This is a genomic window from Nocardia sp. NPDC020380 (assembly GCF_044386975.1).
GTDB lineage: Bacteria > Actinomycetota > Actinomycetes > Mycobacteriales > Mycobacteriaceae > Nocardia.
In genome coordinates, this window is record NZ_JBIRVQ010000005.1 from 116,123 (window position 1) to 140,752 (window position 24,630).

General features: G+C 66.5%; 24 protein-coding genes. 7 read left to right on the forward strand and 17 right to left on the reverse strand.

What is annotated here, in order from left to right; translation table 11 throughout:
* Positions 1–53: 53 nt before the first annotated feature.
* The 12 genes from ACH438_RS14435 to ACH438_RS14490 all read right to left on the reverse strand — a co-directional run bounded on the left by ACH438_RS14435 (position 54) and on the right by ACH438_RS14490 (position 11,601).
* Positions 54–542 (reverse strand): h domain protein, encoded by a 489-nt coding sequence (locus ACH438_RS14435; RefSeq protein ID WP_397005094.1) that lies wholly within the window; start codon positions 540–542, stop codon positions 54–56.
* On the reverse strand, positions 539–1,321 hold the full coding sequence (locus ACH438_RS14440) for a hypothetical protein (protein ID WP_397005096.1): 783 nt from the start codon (positions 1,319–1,321) through the stop codon (positions 539–541). The genes ACH438_RS14435 and ACH438_RS14440 overlap by 4 nt, the downstream gene beginning before the upstream one ends.
* The gene (locus ACH438_RS14445; protein WP_397005098.1) at positions 1,318–2,727 is read right to left on the reverse strand and encodes an MCE family protein; all 1,410 of its coding nucleotides are present in this window, start codon (positions 2,725–2,727) and stop codon (positions 1,318–1,320) included. Before ACH438_RS14445 ends, ACH438_RS14440 begins: the two co-directional genes overlap by 4 nt.
* A complete protein-coding gene (locus tag ACH438_RS14450; RefSeq protein ID WP_397005100.1) occupies positions 2,724–3,965 on the reverse strand; it encodes an MCE family protein in 1,242 nt (413 codons plus the stop codon). Before ACH438_RS14450 ends, ACH438_RS14445 begins: the two co-directional genes overlap by 4 nt.
* Positions 3,962–5,218 carry an MCE family protein gene (locus ACH438_RS14455; protein ID WP_397005102.1) on the reverse strand — a complete coding sequence of 419 codons (1,257 nt, stop codon included), beginning with the start codon at positions 5,216–5,218 and terminating at the stop codon, positions 3,962–3,964. The genes ACH438_RS14450 and ACH438_RS14455 overlap by 4 nt, the downstream gene beginning before the upstream one ends.
* A complete protein-coding gene (locus ACH438_RS14460; protein WP_397005104.1) occupies positions 5,215–6,273 on the reverse strand; it encodes an MCE family protein in 1,059 nt (352 codons plus the stop codon). Before ACH438_RS14460 ends, ACH438_RS14455 begins: the two co-directional genes overlap by 4 nt.
* A complete protein-coding gene (locus ACH438_RS14465; RefSeq protein WP_397005106.1) occupies positions 6,270–7,298 on the reverse strand; it encodes an MCE family protein in 1,029 nt (342 codons plus the stop codon). The genes ACH438_RS14460 and ACH438_RS14465 overlap by 4 nt, the downstream gene beginning before the upstream one ends.
* Entirely contained in the window at positions 7,298–8,497 is a 1,200-nt protein-coding gene (locus ACH438_RS14470; protein WP_397005108.1) for an MCE family protein, read from the reverse strand. The genes ACH438_RS14465 and ACH438_RS14470 overlap by 1 nt, the downstream gene beginning before the upstream one ends.
* An 8-nt stretch (positions 8,498–8,505) precedes the next feature.
* Positions 8,506–9,357 (reverse strand): MlaE family ABC transporter permease, encoded by an 852-nt coding sequence (locus ACH438_RS14475; protein ID WP_397005110.1) that lies wholly within the window; start codon positions 9,355–9,357, stop codon positions 8,506–8,508.
* 4 nt (positions 9,358–9,361) lie between these two features.
* A complete protein-coding gene (locus ACH438_RS14480) occupies positions 9,362–10,126 on the reverse strand; it encodes an MlaE family ABC transporter permease (RefSeq protein ID WP_397005112.1) in 765 nt (254 codons plus the stop codon).
* Positions 10,127–10,446: 320 nt separating this feature from the next.
* Complete coding sequence (locus ACH438_RS14485; RefSeq protein ID WP_397005114.1) at positions 10,447–11,349, reverse strand: 3-oxoacyl-ACP reductase; 903 nt, start codon at positions 11,347–11,349, stop codon at positions 10,447–10,449.
* Between the two features lie 45 nt (positions 11,350–11,394).
* Positions 11,395–11,601, reverse strand: coding sequence for a ferredoxin (locus tag ACH438_RS14490; protein ID WP_397005116.1), 207 nt, complete (start codon positions 11,599–11,601; stop codon positions 11,395–11,397).
* Between the two features lie 137 nt (positions 11,602–11,738).
* On the opposite strand from ACH438_RS14490, the gene ACH438_RS14495 reads away from it, so the two are divergent.
* Both ACH438_RS14495 and ACH438_RS14500 read left to right on the forward strand, forming a co-directional pair.
* A complete protein-coding gene (locus tag ACH438_RS14495) occupies positions 11,739–12,932 on the forward strand; it encodes an acyl-CoA dehydrogenase family protein (protein WP_397005118.1) in 1,194 nt (397 codons plus the stop codon).
* Positions 12,933–12,952: 20 nt separating this feature from the next.
* The gene (locus tag ACH438_RS14500) at positions 12,953–14,080 is read left to right on the forward strand and encodes an acyl-CoA dehydrogenase family protein (protein ID WP_397005120.1); all 1,128 of its coding nucleotides are present in this window, start codon (positions 12,953–12,955) and stop codon (positions 14,078–14,080) included.
* A 105-nt stretch (positions 14,081–14,185) separates the two neighbouring features.
* Here the strand turns inward: ACH438_RS14500 and ACH438_RS14505 are convergent, their stop codons facing one another.
* Both ACH438_RS14505 and ACH438_RS14510 read right to left on the reverse strand, forming a co-directional pair.
* Positions 14,186–14,881 carry a maleylpyruvate isomerase family mycothiol-dependent enzyme gene (locus tag ACH438_RS14505; protein WP_397005122.1) on the reverse strand — a complete coding sequence of 232 codons (696 nt, stop codon included), beginning with the start codon at positions 14,879–14,881 and terminating at the stop codon, positions 14,186–14,188.
* Between the two features lie 113 nt (positions 14,882–14,994).
* Positions 14,995–16,191 carry a glycosyltransferase gene (locus ACH438_RS14510; protein WP_397005124.1) on the reverse strand — a complete coding sequence of 399 codons (1,197 nt, stop codon included), beginning with the start codon at positions 16,189–16,191 and terminating at the stop codon, positions 14,995–14,997.
* A 133-nt stretch (positions 16,192–16,324) separates the two neighbouring features.
* On the opposite strand from ACH438_RS14510, the gene ACH438_RS14515 reads away from it, so the two are divergent.
* Entirely contained in the window at positions 16,325–16,738 is a 414-nt protein-coding gene (locus ACH438_RS14515) for a VOC family protein (protein WP_397005126.1), read from the forward strand.
* A 141-nt stretch (positions 16,739–16,879) separates the two neighbouring features.
* Here ACH438_RS14515 and ACH438_RS14520 read toward each other — a convergent pair whose 3' ends face one another.
* The 3 genes from ACH438_RS14520 to ACH438_RS14530 form a co-directional block, all read right to left on the reverse strand.
* Positions 16,880–17,884: a sigma-70 family RNA polymerase sigma factor gene (locus ACH438_RS14520; protein WP_397005128.1), complete on the reverse strand. Its 1,005-nt coding sequence runs from the start codon at positions 17,882–17,884 to the stop codon at positions 16,880–16,882.
* 214 nt (positions 17,885–18,098) lie between these two features.
* A complete protein-coding gene (locus ACH438_RS14525) occupies positions 18,099–19,748 on the reverse strand; it encodes an acyl-CoA synthetase (RefSeq protein WP_397005130.1) in 1,650 nt (549 codons plus the stop codon).
* A gap of 84 nt (positions 19,749–19,832) precedes the next feature.
* Complete coding sequence (locus tag ACH438_RS14530; protein ID WP_397005132.1) at positions 19,833–20,870, reverse strand: LLM class F420-dependent oxidoreductase; 1,038 nt, start codon at positions 20,868–20,870, stop codon at positions 19,833–19,835.
* 104 nt (positions 20,871–20,974) lie between these two features.
* Between ACH438_RS14530 and ACH438_RS14535 the strand changes: the two genes are divergently transcribed.
* The 4 genes from ACH438_RS14535 to ACH438_RS14550 are packed head-to-tail and all read left to right on the forward strand — an operon-like array spanning position 20,975 to position 24,622.
* Positions 20,975–21,898: a Zn-ribbon domain-containing OB-fold protein gene (locus ACH438_RS14535; protein WP_397005989.1), complete on the forward strand. Its 924-nt coding sequence runs from the start codon at positions 20,975–20,977 to the stop codon at positions 21,896–21,898.
* A gap of 14 nt (positions 21,899–21,912) precedes the next feature.
* Positions 21,913–23,001, forward strand: a complete 1,089-nt coding sequence (locus ACH438_RS14540) for a thiolase domain-containing protein (protein ID WP_397005134.1) — start codon at positions 21,913–21,915, stop codon at positions 22,999–23,001.
* Positions 22,998–24,218, forward strand: coding sequence for a thiolase domain-containing protein (locus ACH438_RS14545; RefSeq protein ID WP_397005136.1), 1,221 nt, complete (start codon positions 22,998–23,000; stop codon positions 24,216–24,218). Before ACH438_RS14540 ends, ACH438_RS14545 begins: the two co-directional genes overlap by 4 nt.
* Positions 24,215–24,622, forward strand: coding sequence for a nuclear transport factor 2 family protein (locus tag ACH438_RS14550; RefSeq protein WP_397005138.1), 408 nt, complete (start codon positions 24,215–24,217; stop codon positions 24,620–24,622). Before ACH438_RS14545 ends, ACH438_RS14550 begins: the two co-directional genes overlap by 4 nt.
* Positions 24,623–24,630: the final 8 nt, after the last annotated feature.

Genomic DNA, 24,630 nt, shown 5'->3' on the forward strand with positions numbered 1-24,630 from the left:
TCCAAGGCTGTTTCTCGTTCACCGCGCTCCACCCGTTGTCCGGGGAGGGCGGGTCAGACCGGTTTGATCGAGGTGGTGAGCCAGCGGCCGTCCTGTTTGACCATCGCGACCTCGACGCGGGAGCTGGTGATGGTGCCCTTGGGGACGTCGGCGCTGGTTGTTACCTGGTTGGCGTAGACGAGGACGGTGGCGTGGTCGCTGGTCGCGCTGATCACGCCGGCCGCTTGGGCGGTGGCCTGGACGATGATCTTCTTGTCCTTGGCCGCCGGGATCACCGAGGACCGAATGAGTTTCAGGTAGGTGTCGCGGAAGTCGCCGGAGAGGTTGTCGGCGGCCTTCGGCAGTTCCTTGTCGGCGCTGTCGTAGTCGTAGGAGAACAGCGACTGGACGGTGGTTCGCGCGGCGTCCATGGATTGGCTGCGGGCCTGCTCGGCCTCGCGGTCGCTCCAGAAGCGGTAGCCCGTCAGGGTCGCGCAGACGGTCGCGACGACGAACAGGACCCCGGCGGCCGCGATCAGGATGGAACGCTTGTTGATGCTCATGGCACGAACTCCAGATTCGAGGCGGTCACGCCCTTGCTGTCACGGGTCACGGTGACCCGGAAGCGGTAGTCCTTCTGCTGAGGGTCCTTGGAACTCGCGTTGGACACGGTCTGCTGTGCCAGCACCAGCACCTTCGCGGAGTCGGCGTCATCGCTCTCGATGGCGGTATCCAGCACGGTTCCGGTGGACTGCACCTTCACCTGCTCGAAGACCTTCTTGTAGACGTCGCGGTTCTGGGCGTATTCGTCCTTGAGCGATCCGGACGAGACCGCGAGGATGCGGTCGATGTCCTGGTCGGCGGTATCGCCCTTGACGGTCATCAGATTGATCACCGCCTGCCGGGCGACCTGGACGTATTCCGTCCGCCTCGACTCCAGGGCGTCGGCGTGATTCTGGTGGTAGAAGAACACGCCGCCCGAGCCGATCAGCAGCAGCGTCGAGATCAGAGCGACCACGGCGGCGGCCACCCCGATCGGGCCGAGGCTGTCGAATACCCTGCGGGACTTCGACTTCGGTTCCGCGGCGTCCTCCGCGGATTCGGCCTCGCCGGCGTCCTCGGCGGGCGACTCGGATCCGGTCGCCGGCGTATCGGATTTCGCGGCCGCGGGCTTCGCGTCCTCGACCGGCGTCGGCTGTTTCTCCTCCCCCGTGGTCGCCGGGGCGACCGCGGGTTCGGTTATCCGCAACTCGACAGCGGTCTGATCGTCGGAGGCAGGCGGGCCTGCCTGTCGGAGGGCGCGCCGTCGGGCGCGTCCGCCAGGTGCCGTGGTTTCGCTCATCGCTGTTGCTCCTCGAGCATCTGCTGCCAACTTGATGGCACCTTACTGGAGCCATCCGGGCCGACATCGCCTCGCCGATAGGTGCGGCCATCAGGTCCGAGGAAAGTGCCACTTTCCGGATCGACGTGCCCGATATAGGCGGCCGGGTGATCGGTCGTCGGGTTGTCGGTCGGCGCACCGGAGTTGTCCACCGGGTGCGGGGGGCCGATGGGCGGGTTATCGCCCTCGGGCACATAGCCGTTCGGATCGCGGCACAGTTCCGGAGTGGGTGCCCGCTTGCCAGGCACTTCCATGCACGGGGTGTTGCGGATGCCGCGCACGGCCTCCGGCGCGTTCTGCGCCACCTTGCAATACATATTGTCGGGCGTGTCGATCTGGCTGAGATCGGCCGGCGAGCGCCGCTGGTCGAGCGGCAGGAAGCCGGTGGTGCAGCCCGGGGGGTCGTTGAGGCCGAGCATGAAGTCGACCATGGCGCCGCGCTCGATTGGGCCGCGAATGGCGGTCAGCAGCGCCGCGAGCAGCGGCGGGTAGGTGACGAGGACCTGTTCGACGCCGGCGTGGTAGGTGACCCCGACCTGTCCGACGCTGACCATATTGGCGAGCAGGATCGGCAGGGTCGGCTTCAGGTCCTGAAAGGTCTGGTTGACCTTGTCCACCGCGGACGGCGTGCGCTGCAGCAGCTGCCGCAGGGACGGATCGTGCTGGCGCAGTTGATCGGTCAGCGTGGTGAGGTCCTCGGTCCAGCTGCGGATGGAGTCCGCGGACTGGTTCTGGGTGTCCAGCAGCGGGCCCAGCTTGTTCAGCAGGTCCTTGGTCTGGTCGGTGTTGTCCTTCGCCTCCTGCACCAGCAGGGAGGCGGAGTCGATGAAGCGCTGCAGGTCCGGTCCGGCGCCGTTGAAGGCGGTGAACGCGTCGTTGATGACCTCGGCCAGTTTGGTGTCGGCGACGCTGGACAGCAGCCGGTCGGCCTGGTCGAGCATGGTGCCGACGTCCTGCGGCAGTTTGGTGCGATCTACCGGGATCACCGAACCGTCGTGCAGGTTCCCGCCTTTGGGCGAGTCGGCGGGCACCAGATCCACGTACTGCTCACCGATGGCCGAGACGCTCTTCACGTAGGCCTCGACGTCGGAGGGGATCTTGAAGTCGCTGTTGATGGACAGCTTGGCGTCCACCCCCTGCGGGGTGAGCTTGACGTCCTCCACCTTGCCGACATTGGTGCCGCGGTAGGCGACGTTGGCGGTCGGGTAGAGGCCGCCCGTCGCAGTCAATTGGACTGTGACGCCGTATCTTCCGATGCCGAACATGGCGGGCAGGTGGATATAGCTACCCGCCATGACGGAGAGGCCGACGATGGTCAGCACCGTGAAGATGGCCAGCTGAGCCTTGACGAACTTGGTGAGTTTCACTTGCCGCCCCCCTGCTGGTCACCGGGCACGGTGAGGCCCGGAATGGCGGGCAGCCCCGGAATCGGCGGCAGCCCCGGAATGCTCGGCTGCGGAGGCGTCGTGGCCGGCGCGGGCGCCTTCTGATTGAGCGGATCGGTCATCGGGTCGCCCTTGCCCATGGCGGTGGGCGGTACGCCCTCACCGAGGGTGGCCTGGGCGCCGCCCAGCGATCCGCCCAGCGGCGTACCGGTCAGGAAGTTCGAGTCCAGCCGGGCGCCGGTCATGTCGACAGACATGTACAGGTTCATGTAGTCGCCCTTGATGACCTTGTCGATGTTCCTGATGGGGAACGGGAAGGACAGCAGCCATTCCAGCGACGTGGCCAGCTTGTCGCCGGTGGAGGCCAGCGACTGCAATGCGGGCTCCAGGTTGGACAGGTCGGCCTTCAGATTGTCGCCGCCCTGGTCGATGATCTTCTGCACGACATCGCTCAGACCGCCCAGGGAGGTAATGGCTTTGGTGATGTTCTCGCGGCGGTCCGCGAGCACCGTCAGCGCCGGGTGGATATTGGTGATGGCATTGGTGAGCTGGTCCTTCTGCTTCGCCAGCACTCCGGCGAAGCGATCGAGCCCGCTCATGGCGTTGATGATGTCGTTGGTCTGTTGATCGAGCGTGCCCGCCAGCTGATTCAACTGCGGCAGCAGATCCCGGATGGCGTCGGTGCGGCCGTTGAAGGTGGCGTTCAGTTCATGGGTGATGGTCTCCACCTGGGACATGCCACCGCCATTGAGCACCACCGACAGCGAGGACAGGGTCTGCTCGGTGGTCGGGAAGTCGCCGGCCCGATCCAGGGTGATCACGTCGCCGTTCTTCAGTTTGCCCTGCGCCGGTTGGTCTTTCGGTGCGGCGAGCTCCACGTGATTACTGCCGAGGAGGCTGGTCTGCCCGATCCGCGCGATGGCGTTGGCGGGCAGGTCGAGTCCCTTCTCCAGGCTGACGGTGACCAGCGCGTGCCAGTCCTCGACCTTGATACCGGTGACGGTTCCGACGGTCACATCGTTGACCATGACCGGTGAATTGCGGGTCAGCGTGGTGACATTCGGCATCTGAATGTTCACCTGCCAGGACCCGGCCCCGGTGCCGACCGCACCGGGCATGGACACGGTGTTCAGTCCGTCCCATTCGCATCCGCTCACTCCGAGCAGGGCGACCAGGCCGACAGCCAGGCCGGCCACGCGAATCCGCCGGCGGCTCATCATCGTCCACCTCCGGGGAGCATGAGATCGGTCAGACTCCGCGGCGTCGTGGACTCGGCGGGGTCGGGCGCGTTCGCGGGCACCTGGCCGGCCAAGGACGGCGGGCTGTAGGTGAGCTGGTTGGGGAAGGCGTTCTGCAGCGTTGCCGGATTCGCCAGCAACGGCGGGTAGTTCATCATCAGCGACTGGACGATGGGAGCCACGTACTGTTTGCACAGATCGGCGCTGTGCTGCGAGTCGTTGGACTGCACCGCTTCCACCGCACCGCAGAGGAACGCGAACGGGTTGCCGAAGTTGGGCACCGCGAGGTCACCGGTGAGCGTACCCTGCGCCGGTTTGTAGAGCTGATAGAAGTTCGTCAGCGCGATCGGCGCGGAGTGCATGATCCGCTCGAGTTCCGGCTTCTTGTCGGCGAGCACCTGGGTGGCGTCGGCGAGCCGCTGCACGCTCTCGGTGAGTGCGCCGCCGCGTTCGTCGAGGAACCGTTTCACGTCGGCGACCGCGCCGTCGAGATTGTCGAGTCCCGCGCCGAGATCGCCGGACACCCCGGAGAGCACGGACGAGACCGAGGCCAGCCGGCCCTCGAACTGCACGATCTGATCATTGGACTTGGACAGCACGTCGACGAACTGCTGCAGGTTCCGGATGGTGCCGAACAGGTCGGTCCGGCCATCGGAGAGCGTATTCAGCGTGCTGGACAGCTCTTTCAGGGTGTCGCGGAAGGACTGGGCGTTGCCGTTGCCGAGGTTCGTCTCGGCGGTGTTGATGGCCCGTCCGAAAGAACCCTGTTTGTCGTCGCCCACCGGGCCGAGCGCCTTGGACAGCTTGGTCAGTTCCGCCTTGATATCGTCCCATTCCACCGGAATCGCGGTGCGCTGCACCGGAATCGAGGCCTTGTCGGCCATCTTCGGCCCGCCGGTGTAGGCGGGCGCGAGCTGAATGAAACGGGCGGACACCAGCGACGGCGAGATGATCACCGCTTTGGCGTCGGCGGGCACGTCGACGTCGCGGTCGACGGTGAGCTTCACCGTCGACTGATCCTTGCCCGGCACGATGGAGTCGATCCGGCCGACCTTCACGCCCAGCACCCGCACGTCGTCGCCGACGTACAGGCCGGTGGTCGAGGGGAAGTAGGCGGTGATGTGCTTCTTGCCGATGTCGGCGACCAGACCGTAGACCAGCCAGCCGACCAGAGCCACCACCACGACGGCGGCGGCGATGCGTGCCGACCGCGGCACTTTGCGAATCGCGTTCATCGCGGCGGCTCCTGATTGTCGGCGGACCCGACTGCCAGCGGGCTGATGAATTGCTTGAACGAATCGGGCAGGTGCTGCGGCCAGACCATGGCGTCGACCAGCATCTGCAGACCCGTACTGGTGCCGTTGGCCAGATACGCCTGGAAGTACGGGCCGCTGCCGACCTGCTCACCGAGCGCGGCCTCGAACGGCCCGAGTTCGACGAGCGCCTTGCCGATGTTGTCCTTGTTCTTCTGCAGCAGCGCGAGCACCGAATTCAGTTTGTCCAGAGTCGGTTTCAGCTGGTCTTCGTTGTCTTTGACGAAGCCGGTGAGCTGCTGGGCGAGTCCGTTGACGTAGACGATCAGCTGGCTCAGCGCGGCCCGGCGGGCGTCGAGCTCGCCGAGCAGGCTGTTGCCGTCGAGCAGCAGCGAATTGATCTGTCCCGCACGGTCACCCAGCACCTTGGTGACGTCCTGCGCGTGCTTGAGCAGGTCGGTGAGGGCTTGGTCGCGCTTGTTCAGGCTGCGCGAGAGCTGGGTGACGCCGTCGAGCGCCGACCGCAACGGTCCGGGCGTGTCGGAGAAGGCGTCCGACAGCGCGTCCAGGGTCTTGTTGACCTGGTCGGTGTCCATGCCCTTCACGTCGGTGGTCAGATCGCCGAGAGCGTCGGTCAGCGAGTAGGGGGAGGTGGTGCGGTCCAAGGGGATCACATCGTCCCCGCGGAGCTCGCCGATACCGGCCGGGGTCACCTCGAGGGACTTGCGGCCCAGCAGGGTGTTGGTCTTGATGGCCGCGGAGGACTTGTTGCCCAGCACGATCGACTCGTCCAGCGAGAACCGCACCTTGACCTTCGCGCCGTCCAGTTTCACCTGCTCGACCCGGCCCGACCGCACGCCGACGACCTGCACCGGGTCACCGGGCAGCAGCCCGCCGGCGTCTGCGAAGTAGGCGTTGAGCTCGGCGCCGGAGCGGATGAACGGCAAGCGGTCGAACTGCAGGGCGGACAGGCAGATCGTCACCGCCAGCACGATGCCGATGACCCCGGCATTGAGCAGTGAGGAGCGTTGGTTCATTTCGCACACCTTCCGGTGGACTGACCACCCGGCGTAACGAGCGTCGTGTTCTTACCGTCGGGCCCGTCGAAGTAGAAGGTGGTGCCGCAGACGTACATGTTCAGGAACGAACCGTACGAACCGATCCGGATCAGCTTCTTGTAGGTGTCGGGAAGCAGGTTCAGGACGTACTGCACCTCGTCCTGCTGACCGTCCAGGTTCGCCGACAGCTGACCCAGCTGGTTGAAGTCCGACCGCAGGTCGGGGCGTACCTCTTGCAGCAGTGAGGTGAGATCACCGGTGGCTCCGGCCAATCGGGGCAGGGCGTCGCCGATCGGATCCTTGTCCTGCGCCAATCCGCTGACCAGGCGCTGCAATTCGTTGAGCGTGGTCCCGAAGTCCTGATCCTTCTGATCGATGGTGCCGAGCACCGTCTTCAGATTGTCGATCACGCTGCCGATCAAGGCGTCCCGGTCGGCGAGCGTCTTGGTGAAGTCGCCGCCGCTGTTCAGCATCGAGACCAGGGTGCCGCCCTGGCCCTGGAAGATCTGCAGCAGCGCCCCGGTCAGATCGTTGACCTGCTGCGGATTCAGACCGCGCAGCAGGGGTTTGAAGCCGCCGAGCAGCATGTCCAGATCGAGAGCGGGCTTGGTCTTCTCGGTATTGATGGTCGCGCCCTTGCCCAGCGGCTGCGCGGTTCCCGCACCCTGCAGGAGATCCAGGTAGCGGTCGCCGACGAGGTTCTCGTAGCGGATGGCCGCGTGGGTGCTGTCGTAGAGGCGGTACTGGTGGTCGATGTCGAAATCTACGTGGGCCAGGTGGTCCTTGCCCACGTAGACCCGCTTGACCGAGCCGACCGGCACGCCGGCGATGCGCACCTTGGACCCGGGCAGCATCCCCGACGAACTGGTGAAGATCGCGTGATAGCCGGTCGAGCTGGCGAAGCGCATCTGACTGAAGATCACGCCGAGTCCGGCCAGGATGAGCACCATGACCAGCGCGAAGATCGACAGCTTGACGGTGCTCCCGTGCGGTTTGAACTTCATCACGGGTTCGGCACCCCCGGCATGCCGGAGAACAGCAGCTGGAACACCTTGGGCCCGTTGAGATGCGTGTCCATCGGAGGTGTCCACACCTCGCCCTCCGAGGTATCGGTGACGACGTATTTGGCGTGGCTGTTCGGCACCCGGTCGAGGATGCCCTCGCAGTGAGGGCCGCCGGTGGCGTTCACCTTCGGTAGATCCTTCGGGTAGGAGTAGGGCGTACCGCCGGGCATGAAGCTGGCGTTCAGGGTCACCCACGGTCCGTCGCCGCCGAAGATGCGGTTGCCGAGCGGCAGCGCGTCGGCCGATCCGACGACCAGACAGTACAGCGCCGGGTTGTACTCGTTGAGGAGTTCGGCGGTCGGGCGCAGTACATCCAGCGCGGTGACCAGCGCCGGCGTGTTGTCGTTGAGCACGCCGCCGGTGTCATTGGCCAGCCCGATGAGGTTCAGCAACACCTTGTTGAAGTTGTCCTTCTCATCGACGATGGTGTTGCCGGTGACCACGACATTGTCGGTGGTGTGCAACAGGTCCGGGGCCGTGTCGGCGTACAGGTTGGTGACGCCGACCGAGGTCTGCAGATCGCGCTGCAGGTCGGGCAGGCTCGGGTTGATGTCCTTCAGGTACTGGTCGCTGTTGGCGAGCAGCTGGCCGAGCTTGTCGCCGCGGCCCTGCAGGGCGGTGCCCAGGGCGGTGAGGGTCGCGTTGAGCTTCTCCGGCTGCACCTTGCCGAGCACGTCGGTGAGGTGCTGGAAGAGCGTATTGAATTCGACTGTCACCGAACTCGCTTCGACGGTCGAACCCGGCTGCAATGATCCGGACGGCTGCTGCGGTTCCAGGAAATTGATGTACTTCGCGCCGAATACCGTGGTCGAGTTGATATCGACGCCGGCATTGGCGGGCACCATCTTCAATTTGTCCGGATCGACCGCCAACTCGATGCGCGCCCCGCCGGGGGTATCGGTAATCCCGGTGACATGCCCGATTTCGACGCCGCGGATTTTCACCTTGGCGTCCTTGTCCATGACCAGACCGGCACGCGGGGAATCCACGAATACCTTTACGTTGCTTTCGAATCCGCCCGCGAAACTCACCAGGCAGATGACGATCACGGCGACGATACCGAGGACGAGCCCGGCTCCGGCCAGCCGGACGACCCAGCCCTGCTCGAGATACTGCTTGGGCTTCTGCTCTTGCACCATGTTCCGCCCTACCCGGAGAGATGGAAATTGCCGGATGTGCCATAGATGGCCAGCGACATCAGCAGCGTCACCATGACGACCGCGATCAGCGAGGCCCGCACCGCATTACCCACCGCGACGCCCACGCCGACCGGGCCTCCCGAAGCGGTGTAACCGTAGTAGGTGTGGATCAACATGACGGCCAGTGCCATGAAGATCGCCTGGGCGAATGACCACAGGATGTCACTCGGAATCAGGAAGGTGCTGAAGTAGTGGTCGTACACGCCGCCCGACTGCCCGTAGATCACCACGGTCGCAAAGCGACTGGCGATGAACGAGGCGATGACGGCCAGCGAGTACAGCGGGATGATGGCGATAGTGCCCGCCAGCATCCGGGTGCCCACCAGGAAGGGTATCGGCGGTATCGCCATGACCTCCAGGGCGTCGATCTCTTCCGAGACACGCATGGCACCCAATTGTGCCGTGGTGCCGGCGCCCAGCGTCGCCGCCAGGCCGATGCCCGAAATAACCGGAGCGGCAATGCGAACGTTGATGAAGGCCGCGAAGAAGCCGGTGAGGGCCTCGACGCCGATATTGCCGAGCGAGCTGTAGCCCTGGACGGCGATGGTGCCGCCCGCGGCCAGCGTCAGGAACCCGACGATCACGACGGTGCCGCCGATGACGGCCAAAGCACCGCTGCCCATGGAGATTTCGGCGATGAGCCGGATGGTTTCGGTGCGGTAGTGCACCAGGGCCTTCGGCACCGAGCCGATCGACCGCCCGTAGAAGACCGCCTGCCTGCCGACACCGTCGAGGCTGTCGGCGAAACGCTGGAATCGCTTGGTCACCCGCGGGAAACGAGATTGGATCACGTAGGCCATCTGATCACCTCGCCGTGAACTTGATGCCAACGGCGGTGACAACCACGTTGATGACGAAGAGGGCCATGAAGGCGAAGACGACGGTCTGGTTCACCGCGTCGCCGACGCTCTTCGGCCCTCCCTTGACGTTCAGTCCCAGATAACAGGCCACGAGTCCGGCGACGAGCCCGAACAACGTGGCCTTGACCTCGGAGATGACGAGCTCGGGTAAGTGGGTCAGCAGGGTGATGCCGTTGACGAAGGCGCCGGGGTTCACGCCCTGCAGGTAGACCGAGAAGAGGAAACCGCCCAGGATGCCGATGGTGGAGACGAGTCCGTTGAGCAGGAAGGCCACGAGCATCGAGGCCAGCACGCGCGGCACCACGAGCCGCTGGATGGGGTCGATGCCGAGCACCTTCATGGCGTCGATCTCTTCGCGAATCGTGCGGGCTCCCAGGTCCGCGCAGACCGCGGTGGCGCCCGCACCGGCCACGATGAGCACGGTGACCATGGGGCCGATCTGCGTGATGGCGCCGAAAGCCGCACCGGCGCCGGAGAGGTCGGCGGCGCCGATCTCGCGCAGCAGGATGTTGAGGGTGAAGCTCACCAGCACGGTGAACGGAATGGCGACCATCAGGGTCGGGAAGATGGAAACCCTGGCAATGAACCAGGATTGATCGATGAATTCCCGTCGCTGGAACGGGGGCCGCACCAAGGCGCGGGCGACAGCGCCGGCGAGTTCGAAGAACCCTCCGACCGCCCGCAGCGGTACGGCAAGGACTTCATTCATTCCCGCTATTCCTCCTGCCCCTGCCTAGCTATAGCACCTGAGATCTGATTGTGATCTCGGTCCCGCCCGAAGATTAGAACACGTTCTTACGTGATTCGGGAAGGTTTCGACGGTATTGAACAGGCATTCTCTTCGAACACGTGTCAAGTTTCGGGAACATGTTCTCCCTAGAGCTACCGTCAGACTGGTGGAGCTCTGTGAGGCACCACACACATAGTTGCTCCCCTTCCTACCAACGATCGACCCCGTGATCAACCGTTGCGGGGCCGGAGTGTCAAATCTACGAACTCGCGGCCCCACCGGGGGAAGTCAGGTAAGCCTCAGCCGAGTTCGGACAGCGACGAGGCGGAAAAGGAAGCGCCGGAGGCGCGTTCGGCGAAGTAGCCGCCCAGGGTGTCGGCGAGGCCCGCGCGGGTCCACTCACCCTCGGCGTCGAAGCGCTGTTCCACCACCGGAGCCGCCATCAGGGCGACCATCGGGCCGTAGACGACGAACAGCTGGCCGTTGATGGAATCCGCGGCGGGAGAGGCCAGATAGGCCACCAGGCGGGCGACGTGGTCCGGGGAGAGCGGGTCGGGACCCGCCTCGGGGGCGGCGTCGAAGACCTTCTCGGTCATGGCCGTCCGCGCGCGCGGCGCGATGGCATTGGCGCGCACACCGATTTTCGACAGCGCGCGTGCGGCCGACAAGGTCAGCGCGGTGATACCCGCTTTGGCGGCACCGTAATTCGCCTGCCCCGCGGGTCCCAGCAGGCCGGCCTCGGACGAGGTGTTGACGATGCGCCCGTAGACGGGCGCGTCGGCGGCCTTGGACTTGGCGCGCCAGTAGGCGGCCGCGTTGCGGGTCAGCAGGAAGTGGCCGCGCAGGTGCACCGCCACGACCGCGTCGAAGTCCTCGTCGGACATGTTGAACAGCATGCGGTCCCGGGTGATCCCGGCATTGTTGACCACGATGTCGAGTCCGCCGAAGGCTTCCTCCGCGGTGCTGATCAGCGCGTCGGCGGTGGCCCGCTCGGCAATGCTGCCGCCCACGAATTCGGCCTTGACGCCGAGGGCGCGGATATCGGCGAGGGTCGCGCTGACCGCGTCGTTCTCGGCCAGGTCGTTGACGATGACCGAGGCGCCGGCCCGGGCCAGTTCGAGGGCTTCGGCCCGGCCCAGTCCGGCGCCCGCACCCGTGACGACGGCAACTTTGCCGGCCAGGCTCACATCAGAATCGCTCACGGGGCCGACTCTAGAACGTGTTCCACCCGACGGGCAAGCATCCGCTCAGGACAGCTTGAGCGCGGCCTTGGGGCATTGGGCCACGGCCGTCTCGATGTCCGCCCGGTTCGCCTCGGTGACCTCCGCCTCGTGAACGTGCAGGTTGTCGTCGTCATCGAGTTCGAAGACATCAGGGGCGATTCCGACGCAGATTCCGTTGGCCTCGCACTGGTCGAAATCGACGGTGACCTTCATAGCTGACTCCTTATACACAGGGATGGCCCGAGCCTAGTGCCCGGGTTCGGCCGGGGGTAGCAAACCGACCCTTACCCGAGGTCCATACTGGAACATGTTTCACCAGCTGTGCAATGATCGGCTGAACCGAGAAAACGAAGGCTAGAGGTACAGCTATGCGTATCGCCTACACGCCGCAACAGGAACAGCTGCGCGCTGAGCTGCGTGACTATTTCGCCAAACTCATCACTCCCGAACGGCGAGCAGCGCTTTCGGCGACCACCGGTGAGTACGGCCAGGGCAATGTCTACCGCGAGGTCGTCGCCGAAATGGGCCGCGACGGCTGGCTCACCCTCAGCTGGCCCAAGGAGTACGGCGGCCAGGACCGGTCCACCATGGATCAGCTGATCTTCACCGACGAGGCCGCCGTGGCCGGCGCCCCGGTGCCGTTCCTGACCATCAACTCGGTGGCGCCGACGATCATGCACTACGGCACCGAGGAGCAGAAGAAGTTCTTCCTGCCCAAGATCGCCGCCGGTCAGCTGCACTTCGCCATCGGCTACTCGGAGCCCGGCGCGGGCACCGACCTGGCCTCGCTGCGCACCGCCGCGGTCCGCGACGGCGACGAGTGGATCATCAACGGGCAGAAGATGTGGACCTCCCTCATCGCCTACGCCGACTACATCTGGCTGGCCGCCCGCACCGACCCGAGCGCCAAGAAGCACAAGGGCATCTCGATGTTCATCGTGCCCACCACGGCCGAGGGCTTCTCCTGGACTCCGGTGCACACCATGGCCGGGCCGGACACCTCCGCCACCTACTACCAGGACGTGCGGGTCAAGCACTCCGACATGGTGGGCCCGGAGAACGGCGGCTGGTCGCTGGTCACCAACCAGCTCAATCACGAGCGCGTCGCGCTGACCTCGTCGGCGCCGCTGGCGCTCGCGGTCGCGCAGACCACCGACTGGGCGCGGAACACCAAGACCGGCAACGGCTCCCGGGTCATCGATCAGGAGTGGGTGCAGATCGCGCTGGCCAAGGTGCACGCCAAGGTCGAATACCTGAAGCTGCTGAACTGGGAGATCGCCTCCCGCGCCGATGCCGGCGGGGATGCCGCGCCGCGCCCGTGGGACGCCTCCACCTGCAAGGTCTACGGCACCGAGCTGGCCACCGAGTCCTACCGCGCGCTCATGGAAGTGCTGGGCCCGCAGGCCTATCTGCGTCAGGATTCGGTCGGCGCCCAGCTGCGCGGCCGGCTCGAGCGCATGCACCGCGCCTGCCTGATCCTCACCTTCGGCGGCGGCACCAACGAGGTGCAGCGCGACATCATCGCCATGACCGCCCTCAAGCAGCCCGCGGCCGCTCGCTGATCGAAAGCTAGGTAACCATCATGGATTTCAGCCTTACCGAAGCGCAGCAGGACCTGACCCGGCTCACCGCCGAGGTGACCGGCAAGCTCGTCACCGCGGATCGGCTGCGCGAACTCGACAAGAACACCGATACCGCGGGCACGCCCACCGTGCGCTTCGACGAGCCGCTGTGGAACTCCCTCGCGGAGACCGGCGTGCTGGCCGCGGCCCTGCCGGAGTCGGTGGGCGGCAGCGATTTCGGCGTGCTGGAGCAGACCGCCGTACTGCGCGAACTCGGCAAGTCGGTGGCCGCGGTGCCGTACCTGTGGTCGATCGTGCTGGGTGCGAGCGCGCTCGCCGAATTCGGTTCCGACGCTCAGCGTGAACTGGCCGCCGAGGCCGCCGCCGGCGCGAAGATCCTGACCGTGGCGCTGGCCGAGGAGCGCAACTGGGAGCTCACCACCCCGGTCACCACGGCCGACGAGGACGGCGGCTGGCGCATCACCGGTCTCAAGACGACCGTGCCCTATGCCCGCCAGGCCGCTCGGATCCTGGTGCCCGCCACCGTTTCCGGCCGGGCCGCGGTCTTCCTGGTCGATCCGTCCGATGCCACCGTGCGCGTCGACGATCAGATCGTCACGGACCGCTCCCCCGAGGCCGAGGTCGAATTCTCCGGCACCCCGGCCGAATTGGTCGGCACCGTCGAGCAGGGCGCGGAAATCCTGCAGTGGCTGCTGGAGCACGCCTGGCTGGGTTTGGCCGCGCAGCAGCTCGGCACGGTCGAGAAGGGGCTGGAACTGGTCGCGGATTACGCCCGCGAGCGCGAGCAGTTCAACAAGAAGATCGGCAGCTTCCAGGCCGTGGCCCAGCGCCTCGCCGACGCCTACATCGACGTCCAGGGCGTGCGCCTCGCCGTGCAGCAGGCCGCGTGGCGGCTCGCCGAGGGCCTGCCGGCCACCGCCGAGATCCACACCGCCAAGTACTGGGCCGCCGATGCCGGTCACCGTGTTTCCCACACCGTCGTGCACGTGCACGGTGGCGTGGGTATCGACCGCGATCACATCGTCAACCAGTTCTTCACCGCCGCCAAGCACAACGAGTTCGCCCTCGGCGGCGCGACCGATCACCTGCGGGCCCTGGGCGGACTGCTCGCCGAACCGGCCCACTGAGGTCCCGGAAACGACTGACGGCGCCCCGCACCCGCGGTCGAAGCGGCGAGGCGATGGCTTCCATACCGGCCATCACCTCGCCGCTTTTCCGTGCGCGCGAAGGTCTTACGGCACCAGCGGCCCGGCGAGGATGCGCTCGCCGGCGGCCCAGTTGCCGTTCCAGGCGAGAGCCGGATCGGTGGCGGGGATGCGCTGCCAGAGCGCGAGCAGCAGATCCGAAGCGGCGCCGCTGAGTTCGGCGACCGGTTCACCGGGCCCGTAGGTCCAGGTCTGCCCGGTATCGGTGGATCGGATGCGCAGCGCTTCCTGCGGTTCGGTGGCCAGGCCGCGCTGAATCATGCGCGGGGCGAACAGCTCGAAGACCTCGCTGATGCCGTCGGCGGCCAGCTCCGGATCGAAGACGTCGGCCGTGCCGAGGGCGTGCTGCCCGTCCCAGACGTGCACGAGGGTCTCCAGCGCGCGGCGGCGCTGCCAGAAACCGACGGTGCGCGGCAGGAGTTTCGAGAAGGTCCAGGCCGGGGTTTCCGGGTCCACGGACAGGCTCGTCACCAGGGCGTCGGCGGTGCCGTCCAGCCAGGCGCGGAGTTCCGCGGCGTCCTTCGGGGCGGGTTCACCGGTGTGGTCGCCACGGTTCTCGGCGACGGCGGTCACGACCCACAGGTTGCCGTTCCCGACGTGGTCGGCGAGGTCGTACAGGGTCCAGTCGCCGCAGCCCGTGACCGGTGTGGACAGCTCCACGTCCGGTGTGACGAGCTCCCCGAATGCGGTGAGTTGATGTCGTAAAACCGCCAGAAAGTCCATGAGCCACACGGTAAGCGGCGGTTACGCCGTACACCAGCGAAATCCGGCCAGTGGCGCGCGAATTTCGGTCGAACAACGCGGAGTTCGCGGTCCAGGACGCCGTCGCTCGCGGTTCAGGATTCCATTTCGCGCACCGAGAAGAGGCGTTCGGCCACGGGTCCCGCGGCATGCCCGGAGGGCTCGAGTTCCCGCAACAGCCGATCGCTCAGCGCGTCGGCGCGAATGCGGCGGCCGAGCTCACCGGCACCGCGGTAGTACACCGGGGACCGCAGCACCTGCCGGACCGCACGGGTGATGCGCTGCGGAGAAGCGATGCGCGGCAGCACGATTCCGGCCCGGTGCGCCCGCACCCGGGCGGCATTGTCGGCATGGTCGCGGCCGTGCGGGAGCACGACCACGGGTAGGTCGGCGGCCAGCGCCTTCATCAGGGTGCCGTGTCCGCCGTGCGTCACCACCAGGCTGGCGTACCGCATGATCTCGCGATGCGGGGCGGTCTGCAGCACCGTCACATTCGCGGGCGCGATGAGGGCGGCCGGATCGACCGCGGGTCCGGTGGTGATGACGCCGCGCACCGGCAGCCGGCCCAGGCCCTCCGCGATCCGTTGCAGGCAGTCGGCCTGCCCCTGGGCCGTGGTGGACAGCGAGACCAGGACGAGCGGATCGCCGCCGTCGGTGGCGGTCCAGGAGGTCTCCCCCGCCCAGTGCGGATCATCCAGAATGGGCCCGACATACCGGACGCCGTGCGGGCGCTGTCCCGCGAAATCGAAGGCCGCACTGGACAGTACGAGCTGCCGGTGCGCCAGCTGGGCCTGATCCTGGTAGTGGGCCAGCCGTTCCAGCCCGAATCCTTCGCGCAGCGCATTCAATTGCGGGAGTAATCCCTGATCCCATTGCCGCTGTACCAGGGTGCCCACCAACCGGTCGCGTAGCCTCCCGACCGGTCCGTGTGCGGGCCCGAATCCGGTCCCGGGCGGCGGCGCGCCCTCCACCTGCAGCGGATAGACGCCGGTCATGAGTACCGAGAACGGCACCCCGCAGGCCTGCGCCGCGACCATGGCCCCGAAGGCGAAATACGAGGCCAGCACCAGATCCGGGCGGTCCGAATCGATTTCGTCGGCGGTATCGCGGGCGAATCCGGCGCCCGCGCGCGGCCGCAGCCGGGCCCCGGTGGCCGTCACCTCGGCGGCCATGGATTCCTCGGCGAGCACGGTCACCCGGTGACCTCGCCGCACCAATCGGCGCACGACTCCCAGCTCCGGTGGCACCGGCCCGCCGTTTCCGGTGAGTGCGACCAGGTAGCTGTATTTCATCGAGCACCTCCACAGCCACTCTGTCACGACCGGCGCCCCGCTGTCGGACCGATGAGTTTTTCGGGCTCGATTCGTCCCCACTAGCGACAGCTGTCACTGCGTGCATCGGATCGCGGATGGAAGGACGACCCCCATGGCCAGCAAAATGATCTTCATCAATCTCCCGGTCGCGGACCTGGAGCGGGCCAAGCGGTTCTACGAGTCCATCGGCTGGAAGGTGAATCAGGACTTCACCGACTGCAACGCGGCCTGCATCGTCATCGACGACAACATCTGCCTGATGCTGCTGACCAGAGACTTCTTCACCACCTTCAGCGAACGACCGTTGGGTGATTCGGCCGGAACCGTCAACGGTTTGTACGCCCTGTCCCTGGCCAGTGCCCACGAAGTCGATGCCCTCACCGAGGCCGCGATCGCCGCGGGCGGCACCGAAGAGGTGAACGCCGACAAGCGGGCTCAGGAGGCGCAGGTCGGCATGCACGGCCGCACCTTCATCGATCCCGATGGCCACCAGTGGGAGCCATTCCATATGGCGTATCCCGGATAGCCGACGCTCCAGCACCTACAGACTGGTCAGCATGAAACGTGAACGGCCCGCCGGGTTTTCACCCTGCGGGCCGTTCTACGCATGCCGCCGCACTGCGCCGGACCACCCCGGCGCATCCACCTGCGCGACGACAAAGTCTAACTAGTTCTCGCGGTACTCCATCGGAAGGCCGAAGAGCGGGAACAACTTCTCGGTGTCGAGGAAGAAGTTCAGGCCCGAGATGGTGGAGCCATCGAGCTCCAACACTGTAATCGACCACGGCGTCCACAGTCCCGGTTCTTCGCCACTCGGTTTGTACTGACCGAAAGCGGGCTGGCCGTTGGCGCCGGCGAGCGGGATCAGGCGCGAGTTCCGGCAGGCCTCGCCGGTGCCGAGCATGAAGGCCGCGACATTCTCCGGACCGGATACCCAGAGCGGGAACGGCGGCATGGACAGTGCCACATCGGCCTTCAGCAGCTCGGTGAGCGCGGTCATATCGTAGGACTCGAAGGCCTTGACGAAGTCGTCGACGAGTTTGCGCTGCTGCTCGTCGGTTTCGCTGAAGGCGTCCGAAACCGTGGCCTTCTCTTGCACTTTCGACATGGTGGCGCGGGCGCGCTGCAGCGCGCTGTTCACCGAGGCGGGCGACACCTCGAGCATGTCGGCGGTCTCGCTGGCGGAGAAGCGCAGCACCTCCCGCATGATGAGGATGGCGCGCTGGCTGGCCGGCAGGTGCTGGACCGCGGCCACGAAGGCCAGGCGCAGTGTGTCTTTCGCGCTGGCGGCCTCCGCGGGATCGGCGCCGAAGGCGAGGCCGTTCGGAATCGGTTCCACCCATACGTAATCCGGCTCCGGCGCGGGTAGCTGCGAATCGGGGGTGGAGGGACCGGAGAGATCCATGGGCCGGGCGCGGCGCTGCGGCCCGTCGAGCATGTCCAGGCAGACATTGGTGGTGATCTTGTACAGCCAGGACCGCAGGCTGGAGCGGCCCTCGAAACTGTCATAGGACTTCCACGCGCGCGTGAAGGTCTCCTGCACGGCGTCCTCGGCCTCGAAAGAAGATCCGAGCATGCGATAGGCGTAGGCGCACAGTTCCCGCCGGTGCGTCTCGAAGCTCTGTAAAACCTCGTCGGTGACCGTGGCGGACCGGTCCCCCTTCTCGCTCATGTGGACCACTGTGGCACAGGCCACCGACAAGTTGCAGAAAACGAACTCCCCCACTCTCGAGGGCAGCGCGGGACAACCCGCCCGCACAATGCATCGCGCCCGGTCACGCCATGAGCGTGACCGGGCGCGATTCTCGCGAGCACCGAGGGATCTTCCCGCGAGCTACTTGGTGCTCGAAGCTGATTGCGGCTCGGAGCCGCCCGGCACCGCAGGGCTACTTGCTGCCGGGCGCCTGGGCGTGATTGTCGGCCGGGCGCTCCTCGGTCTGCGCGTGCGCCCACTTGTAGTCGGGCTTGCCGGCGGGCGACCGCTTGATCTCGTCCACGTACCACAGGCTGCGCGGCAGCTTGTAGGACGAGATCTCCTGGATCAGCGTGGGCCGCAGCTCCTCGAGGGTGGGCCGGGAGCCGTCGCGGCACTGCACGACCGCCACCACCCGCTGCCCCCAGCGCTCGTCGGGCACGCCGACCACCAGCGCGTCGAAGATCTCCGGATGCGCCTTGAGCGCGCCCTCGACCTCTTCGGGGTAGATCTTCTCGCCGCCGGAGTTGATGCTGACCGAGCCGCGGCCGAGCATGGTCACGGTGCCGTCCTCCTCCACGCGGGCGTAGTCGCCCGGGATGGAGTAGCGAATGCCGTTGAACTCCTTGAACGTTTCCGCGGTCTTGACCGGGTCGTTGTAGTAGCCCACCGGGATATTGCCGTGCCGGGCGAGCATGCCGACCTTGCCGGAGCCCGGTTCGACCGGGTTGCCTTCCTCGTCGAGCACCTGGGTCGAGCCGTCGATCTTCACCCGCGGCCCGCCGGTGTGCGTGGTGCCCTTGGCCGCCACCGAGAGCCCGCCGAAGCCGGTCTCGGAGGAGCCGATGGAGTCGGTGATGAGCGCGCCCGGGAACCGCTCGACGAACTCGTCCTTCAGCGTCGGCGAGAACAGGGCCGCGCTGCTGGCCAGCACCCACAGGCTCGAATGCTGGTACGGCTCACCGGTTTCCGGGTTGCCCTCGGATACGGCGTCGATCATCGGCCGGGCCATGGCGTCACCGGTAATGAAGATCATGTTGATGCCGTGCCGCTCGATGGCCTGCCACACGCCGTGGCCGCTGAACTCCGGCAGCATGACGGCCTTGCCGCCGTCGAAGAGGCTGTGCAGGGTGGCGGTGAAGGAACCGCCGTGGATCAGCGGCGGAATCGGGTAGCGCACCATGGGCGTATTGCCGCTGGCGCCGCCCTTGGACTGCTCCCACTCGTCCTCGATGTGGACGCCGGTGTAGAAGTTGATGCCGCCGCCGAGCACCCGCCACCAGTCTTCCTGGCGCCACATGACGCCCTTGGGGAGGCCGGTGGTGCCGCCGGTGTAGATCATCATGATGTCGTCGGAGGTGCGCTCCTCGAAGTCGCGCTCACCGGACGAGCCGGCCAGTGCCGCTTCGTATTCCACCGCGCCGGGGGGCAGCGGGAGATCGGTGCCGTCCTCGACGGTGACGACGGTGGCCACGGCGGGGACGTTCGGCAGCACATTGGCCACCTTCTCGCTGTAACGGCGTTCGTGGATCAGCGCGACCATGTCCGAATTGCTGAAGATGTATTGCAATTCGTTCTCGACGTAGCGGTAGTTCACGTTGATCATGACCGCCCGCGCCTTGAAGATCGCCACCATGGCCTCGACGGCCTCGATGGTGTTGCGCGAGTAGACGCCGACCTTGTCGCCGGGCCGCACACCGTGCTCCTGCAGGTAGTGCGCGAGCCGGTTGGCCCGGTCCTCCAGCTCGGCGTACGTCACCGAGCGGGTGTCATCAACCAGTGCGACTCGCTCCGGCATGAGATCGATGGTGTGTTCGACAAGGTCCGCTATGTTGTAGCTCACAAGGATGAAAATAGAACCTGTTCTCGTTCTCGGCAAGGGGGACATTCCCACTCACCGAGATCGAGTCCAATCCTAGAACGAGTTCTACGACCGGATAAGCGGTTTCAGCCGCTCGAACTGCTCGGCATCGTGCACGCCGACCAGCATCATGGTGACGCCGGCCTGCTCCCAGACCTTCAGCTGCTCGCGCACATGGTCCTCGTCGCCGATGATCGTGGTGTCCAGGATCAGCTGATCGGGCACCGCCGCGGCGGCTTCCTCCTTCTTCCCGGCACGGAACAGGCGGGTGATCTCGTCGACCTCGGCGCCGTAACCCATCCGCCGGTACACCTCGGCGTGGAAGTTCAGCTCCTCCGCACCCATGCCGCCGATATAGAGCGCCGAGAACGGCCGCAGCCGATCCAGCGCGGCCTTGGGGTCATCGGTCAAGATCACCTGCGCGGTGGCCGCGATCTCGAAGTCCTCGCGCGAACGCCGCGCACCCGGCCGCGAGAAGCCCTCGTCGAGCCACTCGTTGTACATGCCCGCGAGCCGCGGCGTGTAGTAGATGGCCAGCCAGCCGTCCGCGATCTCCGCGGTCAGCGACACATTCTTGGGCCCCTCCGCACCCAGCCAAATAGGCAGGTCAGCGCGCAGCGGATGCGTGATCGGCTTCAGCGGCTTACCCAACCCGGTCGCGCCGGAACCGTTGTAGGGCAACGGGTAATGCGGCCCGGCGGAAGTCACCTTGCCTTCCCGGGCGAGCACCTGCCGGATGATCGACACGTATTCGCGGGTCCGCGCGAGCGGCTTCGCAAAAGGCTGTCCGTACCAGCCCTCAACGACCTGTGGGCCGGACACACCGAGCCCGAGAATGTGCCTGCCGCCGCTGAGATGATCGAGCGTCAGCGCGGCCATCGCGGTCGCCGTGGGCGTCCGCGCCGACAGCTGCACGACCGAGGTCCCCAACCGCACCCGGCTCGTCTGGGAACCCCACCACGCCAATGGCGTGAACGCGTCCGAACCCCACGACTCCGCCGTGAAGACGGCGTCGAATCCGGCCTCCTCGGCGGCGTTCACGAGATCTTGTGCATTGGCCGGAGGCTGTTGCCCCCAATATCCGAGTTGCAACCCAAACCGCATGTCCGACTCCCTTCCCAGGTGCGCCCTTGCCACCATCTCTAGAACCTGTTCTACTCGATCTCGTGACTCACGGGAACACCGAAGTACTGTCCGCGCCGCTGCGGATGCAATTCGACTACACCCGTTCCACCGGACCGATCATCGGGCGCTTCCTCACGGAACTGCGGTCCGGGAAGGTCGTCGGTGTACGGGGGTCCGATGGGCGCGTCATCGTGCCGCCCGCGGAATTCGATCCGAAGACCAGTGAACCGCTCTCGGAGTTCGTCGAGGTCTCCGATGTCGGCACGGTCCAGACCTGGTCCTGGGTCGCCGAGCCGCTGCCGGGCCAGCCCTTCGACCGGCCCTTCGCCTACGCGCTCATCAAGCTCGACGGCGCGGACACCGCCATCCTGCACGCGGTGGATGTGGCCGCCCCGGCCGACATCTCGACCGGCCTGCGGGTGCGGGCGCGCTGGGCCGGCGAACGCACCGGCAGCATTCATGACATCGCCGCCTTCGAACCGGGCGAAACCTCCGCTGCTCCAGCCGATTCCGACACCACCGCGGATCCCATCACCGGCATCGTGACCCCGGTCGACTTCTCCATCAAGCACACCGCCGCACCGCAGGAAGCCGTCTTCCTGAAGGCGCTCATGGAGGGCAAGCTGCTCGGCGCCCGTGCCCGCATGGACGGCAAGGTGTACTTCCCGCCGCGTGGCGCGGACCCGCGGGACGGCTCCCCCACCGACGACTACGTCGAGGTCTCCGACACCGGCATCGTCACCACCTTCTGCATCGTGAACGTGCCGTTCATGGGTCAGACGCTCAAGCCCCCGTATGTCGCCGCCTACATCCTGCTGGACGGCGCGGATATTCCGTTCCTGCACCTGGTGCTCGGCATCGAAGCGAGCGAGGTCCGGATGGGTATGAAGGTCCAGGCGGTGTGGAAGCCGCGCGAGGAGTGGGGCCTGTCCATCGGCAATATCGACCACTTCCGGCCGACCGGCGAACCGGACGCCGAATACGACTCTTTCGCGCACCACCTGTAGAGAGGCGCTGAAATATGAACACAGCATCGCAGAGCGATTCCGCCAGGGGCGGCGGTCGGGGCTCGGGTGGGCGCAACAATGCAACCGACATCGCGGTCGTAGGGTTCGCCCACGCGCCGCATGTGCCCGAGACCTTCGGCACCACCAATGGCGTCGAGATGCTCGCGCCGTGCTTCCAGGAGCTGTACGCCGAGCTCGGCATCGGCGTCTCTGATATCGGCTTCTGGTGCTCCGGCTCCTCGGATTACCTTGCCGGACGCGCCTTCTCGTTCATCTCGGCCATCGACTCCATCGGCGCGGTGCCGCCGATCAACGAGTCGCACGTGGAGATGGATGCCGCCTGGGCGCTGTACGAGGCGTGGGTGAAACTCCGCTCGGGACAGGCGGAAACGGCGCTGGTGTACGGCTTCGGAAAGGCCTCCGCCGGTACCCTGCGTCAGATCCTGACCCTGCAGACCGACCCGTATCTGGTCGCGCCGCTGTGGCCGGATTCGGTCTCCATCGCCGGCCTGCAGGCCCGCGCGGGCCTGGACGCGGGTAAGTGGACCGAGGCCGATATGGCCGCCGTGGCCGCCCGCTCCACCGGCTCGGACGCCGAAAAGCTCTTGGCCGCCGCAAAAGTCGCCGACCCGTTCCGCGCCCACGACATCGCGCCGATCACCGACGGTGCGGCCGCCATCGTGCTGGCGGTGGGCGATCGCGCCCGCGAGCTGCGCGAGCGCCCGGCCTGGCTGACCGGTATGGCCCATTACATCGACAGCCCGGTGCTGGGTGCGCGGGATCTCACCGTCTCCGAGTCCGCCAAGAAGGCGGCCGACGCCGTCACCGGCGGCGACGCGAGCGGTTTCGATGTGGCGGAGCTGCACGCGCAGTTCAGCCATGAGGAGCTCATCCTGAAGCAGGCCATCGGCCTGAACGGGAACACCCGCATCAATCCGTCCGGCGGCCCGCTGTCGGGCAACCCGATGTTCGCGGCCGGGCTGGAGCGCATCGGCTTCGCCGCCACCGAAATCTTCAATGGCAACGCGAATCGCGCACTGGCCCATGCCAGTTCGGGTCCCGCGCTGCAGCAGAACCTGGTCGCCACCCTGGAGGCAAAATGAGTACAGCATCGCGCAGCGATTCGGTGGGGGGTGGCGGCCGGGCGACGGGTGGGCCCTTGTCAGCCGCTGTCCTGGGTACGGGACAGACTCATCACGTGACCAAACGGTCGGATGTCTCGATGGCGGGGATGGTCCGCGAGGCCATCGACCGGGCGCTGACGGACTCCGGCCTGACCATGGCCGATATCGACGCGGTCGTGGTCGGCAAGGCCCCCGACTTCTTCGAGGGCTCCATGATGCCGGAGCTGTTCCTCGCGGATGCCTTGGGCGCCACCGGAAAACCGCTGCTCCGGGTGCACACCGCCGGTTCGGTGGGCGGTTCGACCGCGGTCGTGGCCGCCAGTCATGTGCAGGCGGGCGTGCACCGCCGGGTGCTGGCCATCGCCTGGGAGAAGCAGTCCGAGTCGAACGCCATGTGGGCGCTGTCGAACCCGGTGCCGTTCACCAAGCCGGTCGGCGCGGGCGCGGGCGGCTACTTCGCCCCGCACGTGCGCGCCTACATCCGCCGCGCGAACGCGCCGCTGCACATCGGCGCCATGGTGGCGGTGAAGGATCGCCGCAATGGCGCGCGGAACCCGTTCGCGCATCTGCATCAGCCGGACATCACTCTCGAGTCCGTGATGTCGTCCCAGATGCTGTGGGACCCCATCCGTTTCGACGAGACCTGCCCGTCCTCGGACGGCGCGTGCGCCATCGTGATCGGTGACGAGTCCTCGGCCAAGGCCGTGGAGGCGCAGGGCCGGAAGGTGGCCTGGATCCACGGCACCGCCATGCGCACCGAGCCGCTGGCCTACGCCGGCCGCGATCAGGTGAGTCCGCAGGCCGGCAAGGAAGCCGCCAAGGCGCTCTGGAAGCAGGCCGGGATCACCAACCCGCTCGAGGAGATCGACGCGGCCGAGATCTATGTCCCGTTCTCCTGGTTCGAGCCCATGTGGCTGGAGAACCTGGGCTTCATGCCCGAGGGTGAGGGCTGGAAGCTCACCGATGCGGGCGAAACCGCCATCGGCGGAAAGCTTCCCGTGAATCCGTCGGGCGGCGTGCTGTCCTCCAACCCGATCGGCGCCTCCGGCATGATCCGGTTCGCCGAGGCCGCCAAGCAGGTCATGGAACGGGCCGGCGACTACCAGGTGGAGAACGCGCGCAAGGCGTTCGGTCACGCGTACGGCGGTGGCTCGCAGTACTTCTCGATGTGGGTGGTCGGGAGTGAGCAGCCGTGAGCGAACATCCCGCCCGGGTCGCGGGCCTGAAGTCGCAGGCGGCCGTGCGGGCCAAGGACAAGGACACCTGGGTGTCACTGTTTGCGGTCGACGGGATCGTCGAGGATCCGGTCGGTCCGTCGTTCTTCGATCCGGACGGCAAGGGGCACCGCGGCGCGGAGGCCATTGCGGCGTTCTGGGACAAGGCGATCGCGCAGACCGACTCCATCGAGTTCCTGTTCGATGACTCCTTCGCCTGTGGCAGCGAGGTGGCCTACGTCGGCCGCATCCGCACCACCATGACGGGCCAGATCATCGACGCCGAGGGTGTCTTCACCTACAAGGTCGACAGTGACGGCAAAATCCTTGCCCTGCGCGCCTTCTGGGAAACAGAACGCGCCATGGCCACCATCAAACCTCTTTGAGGGAAAGA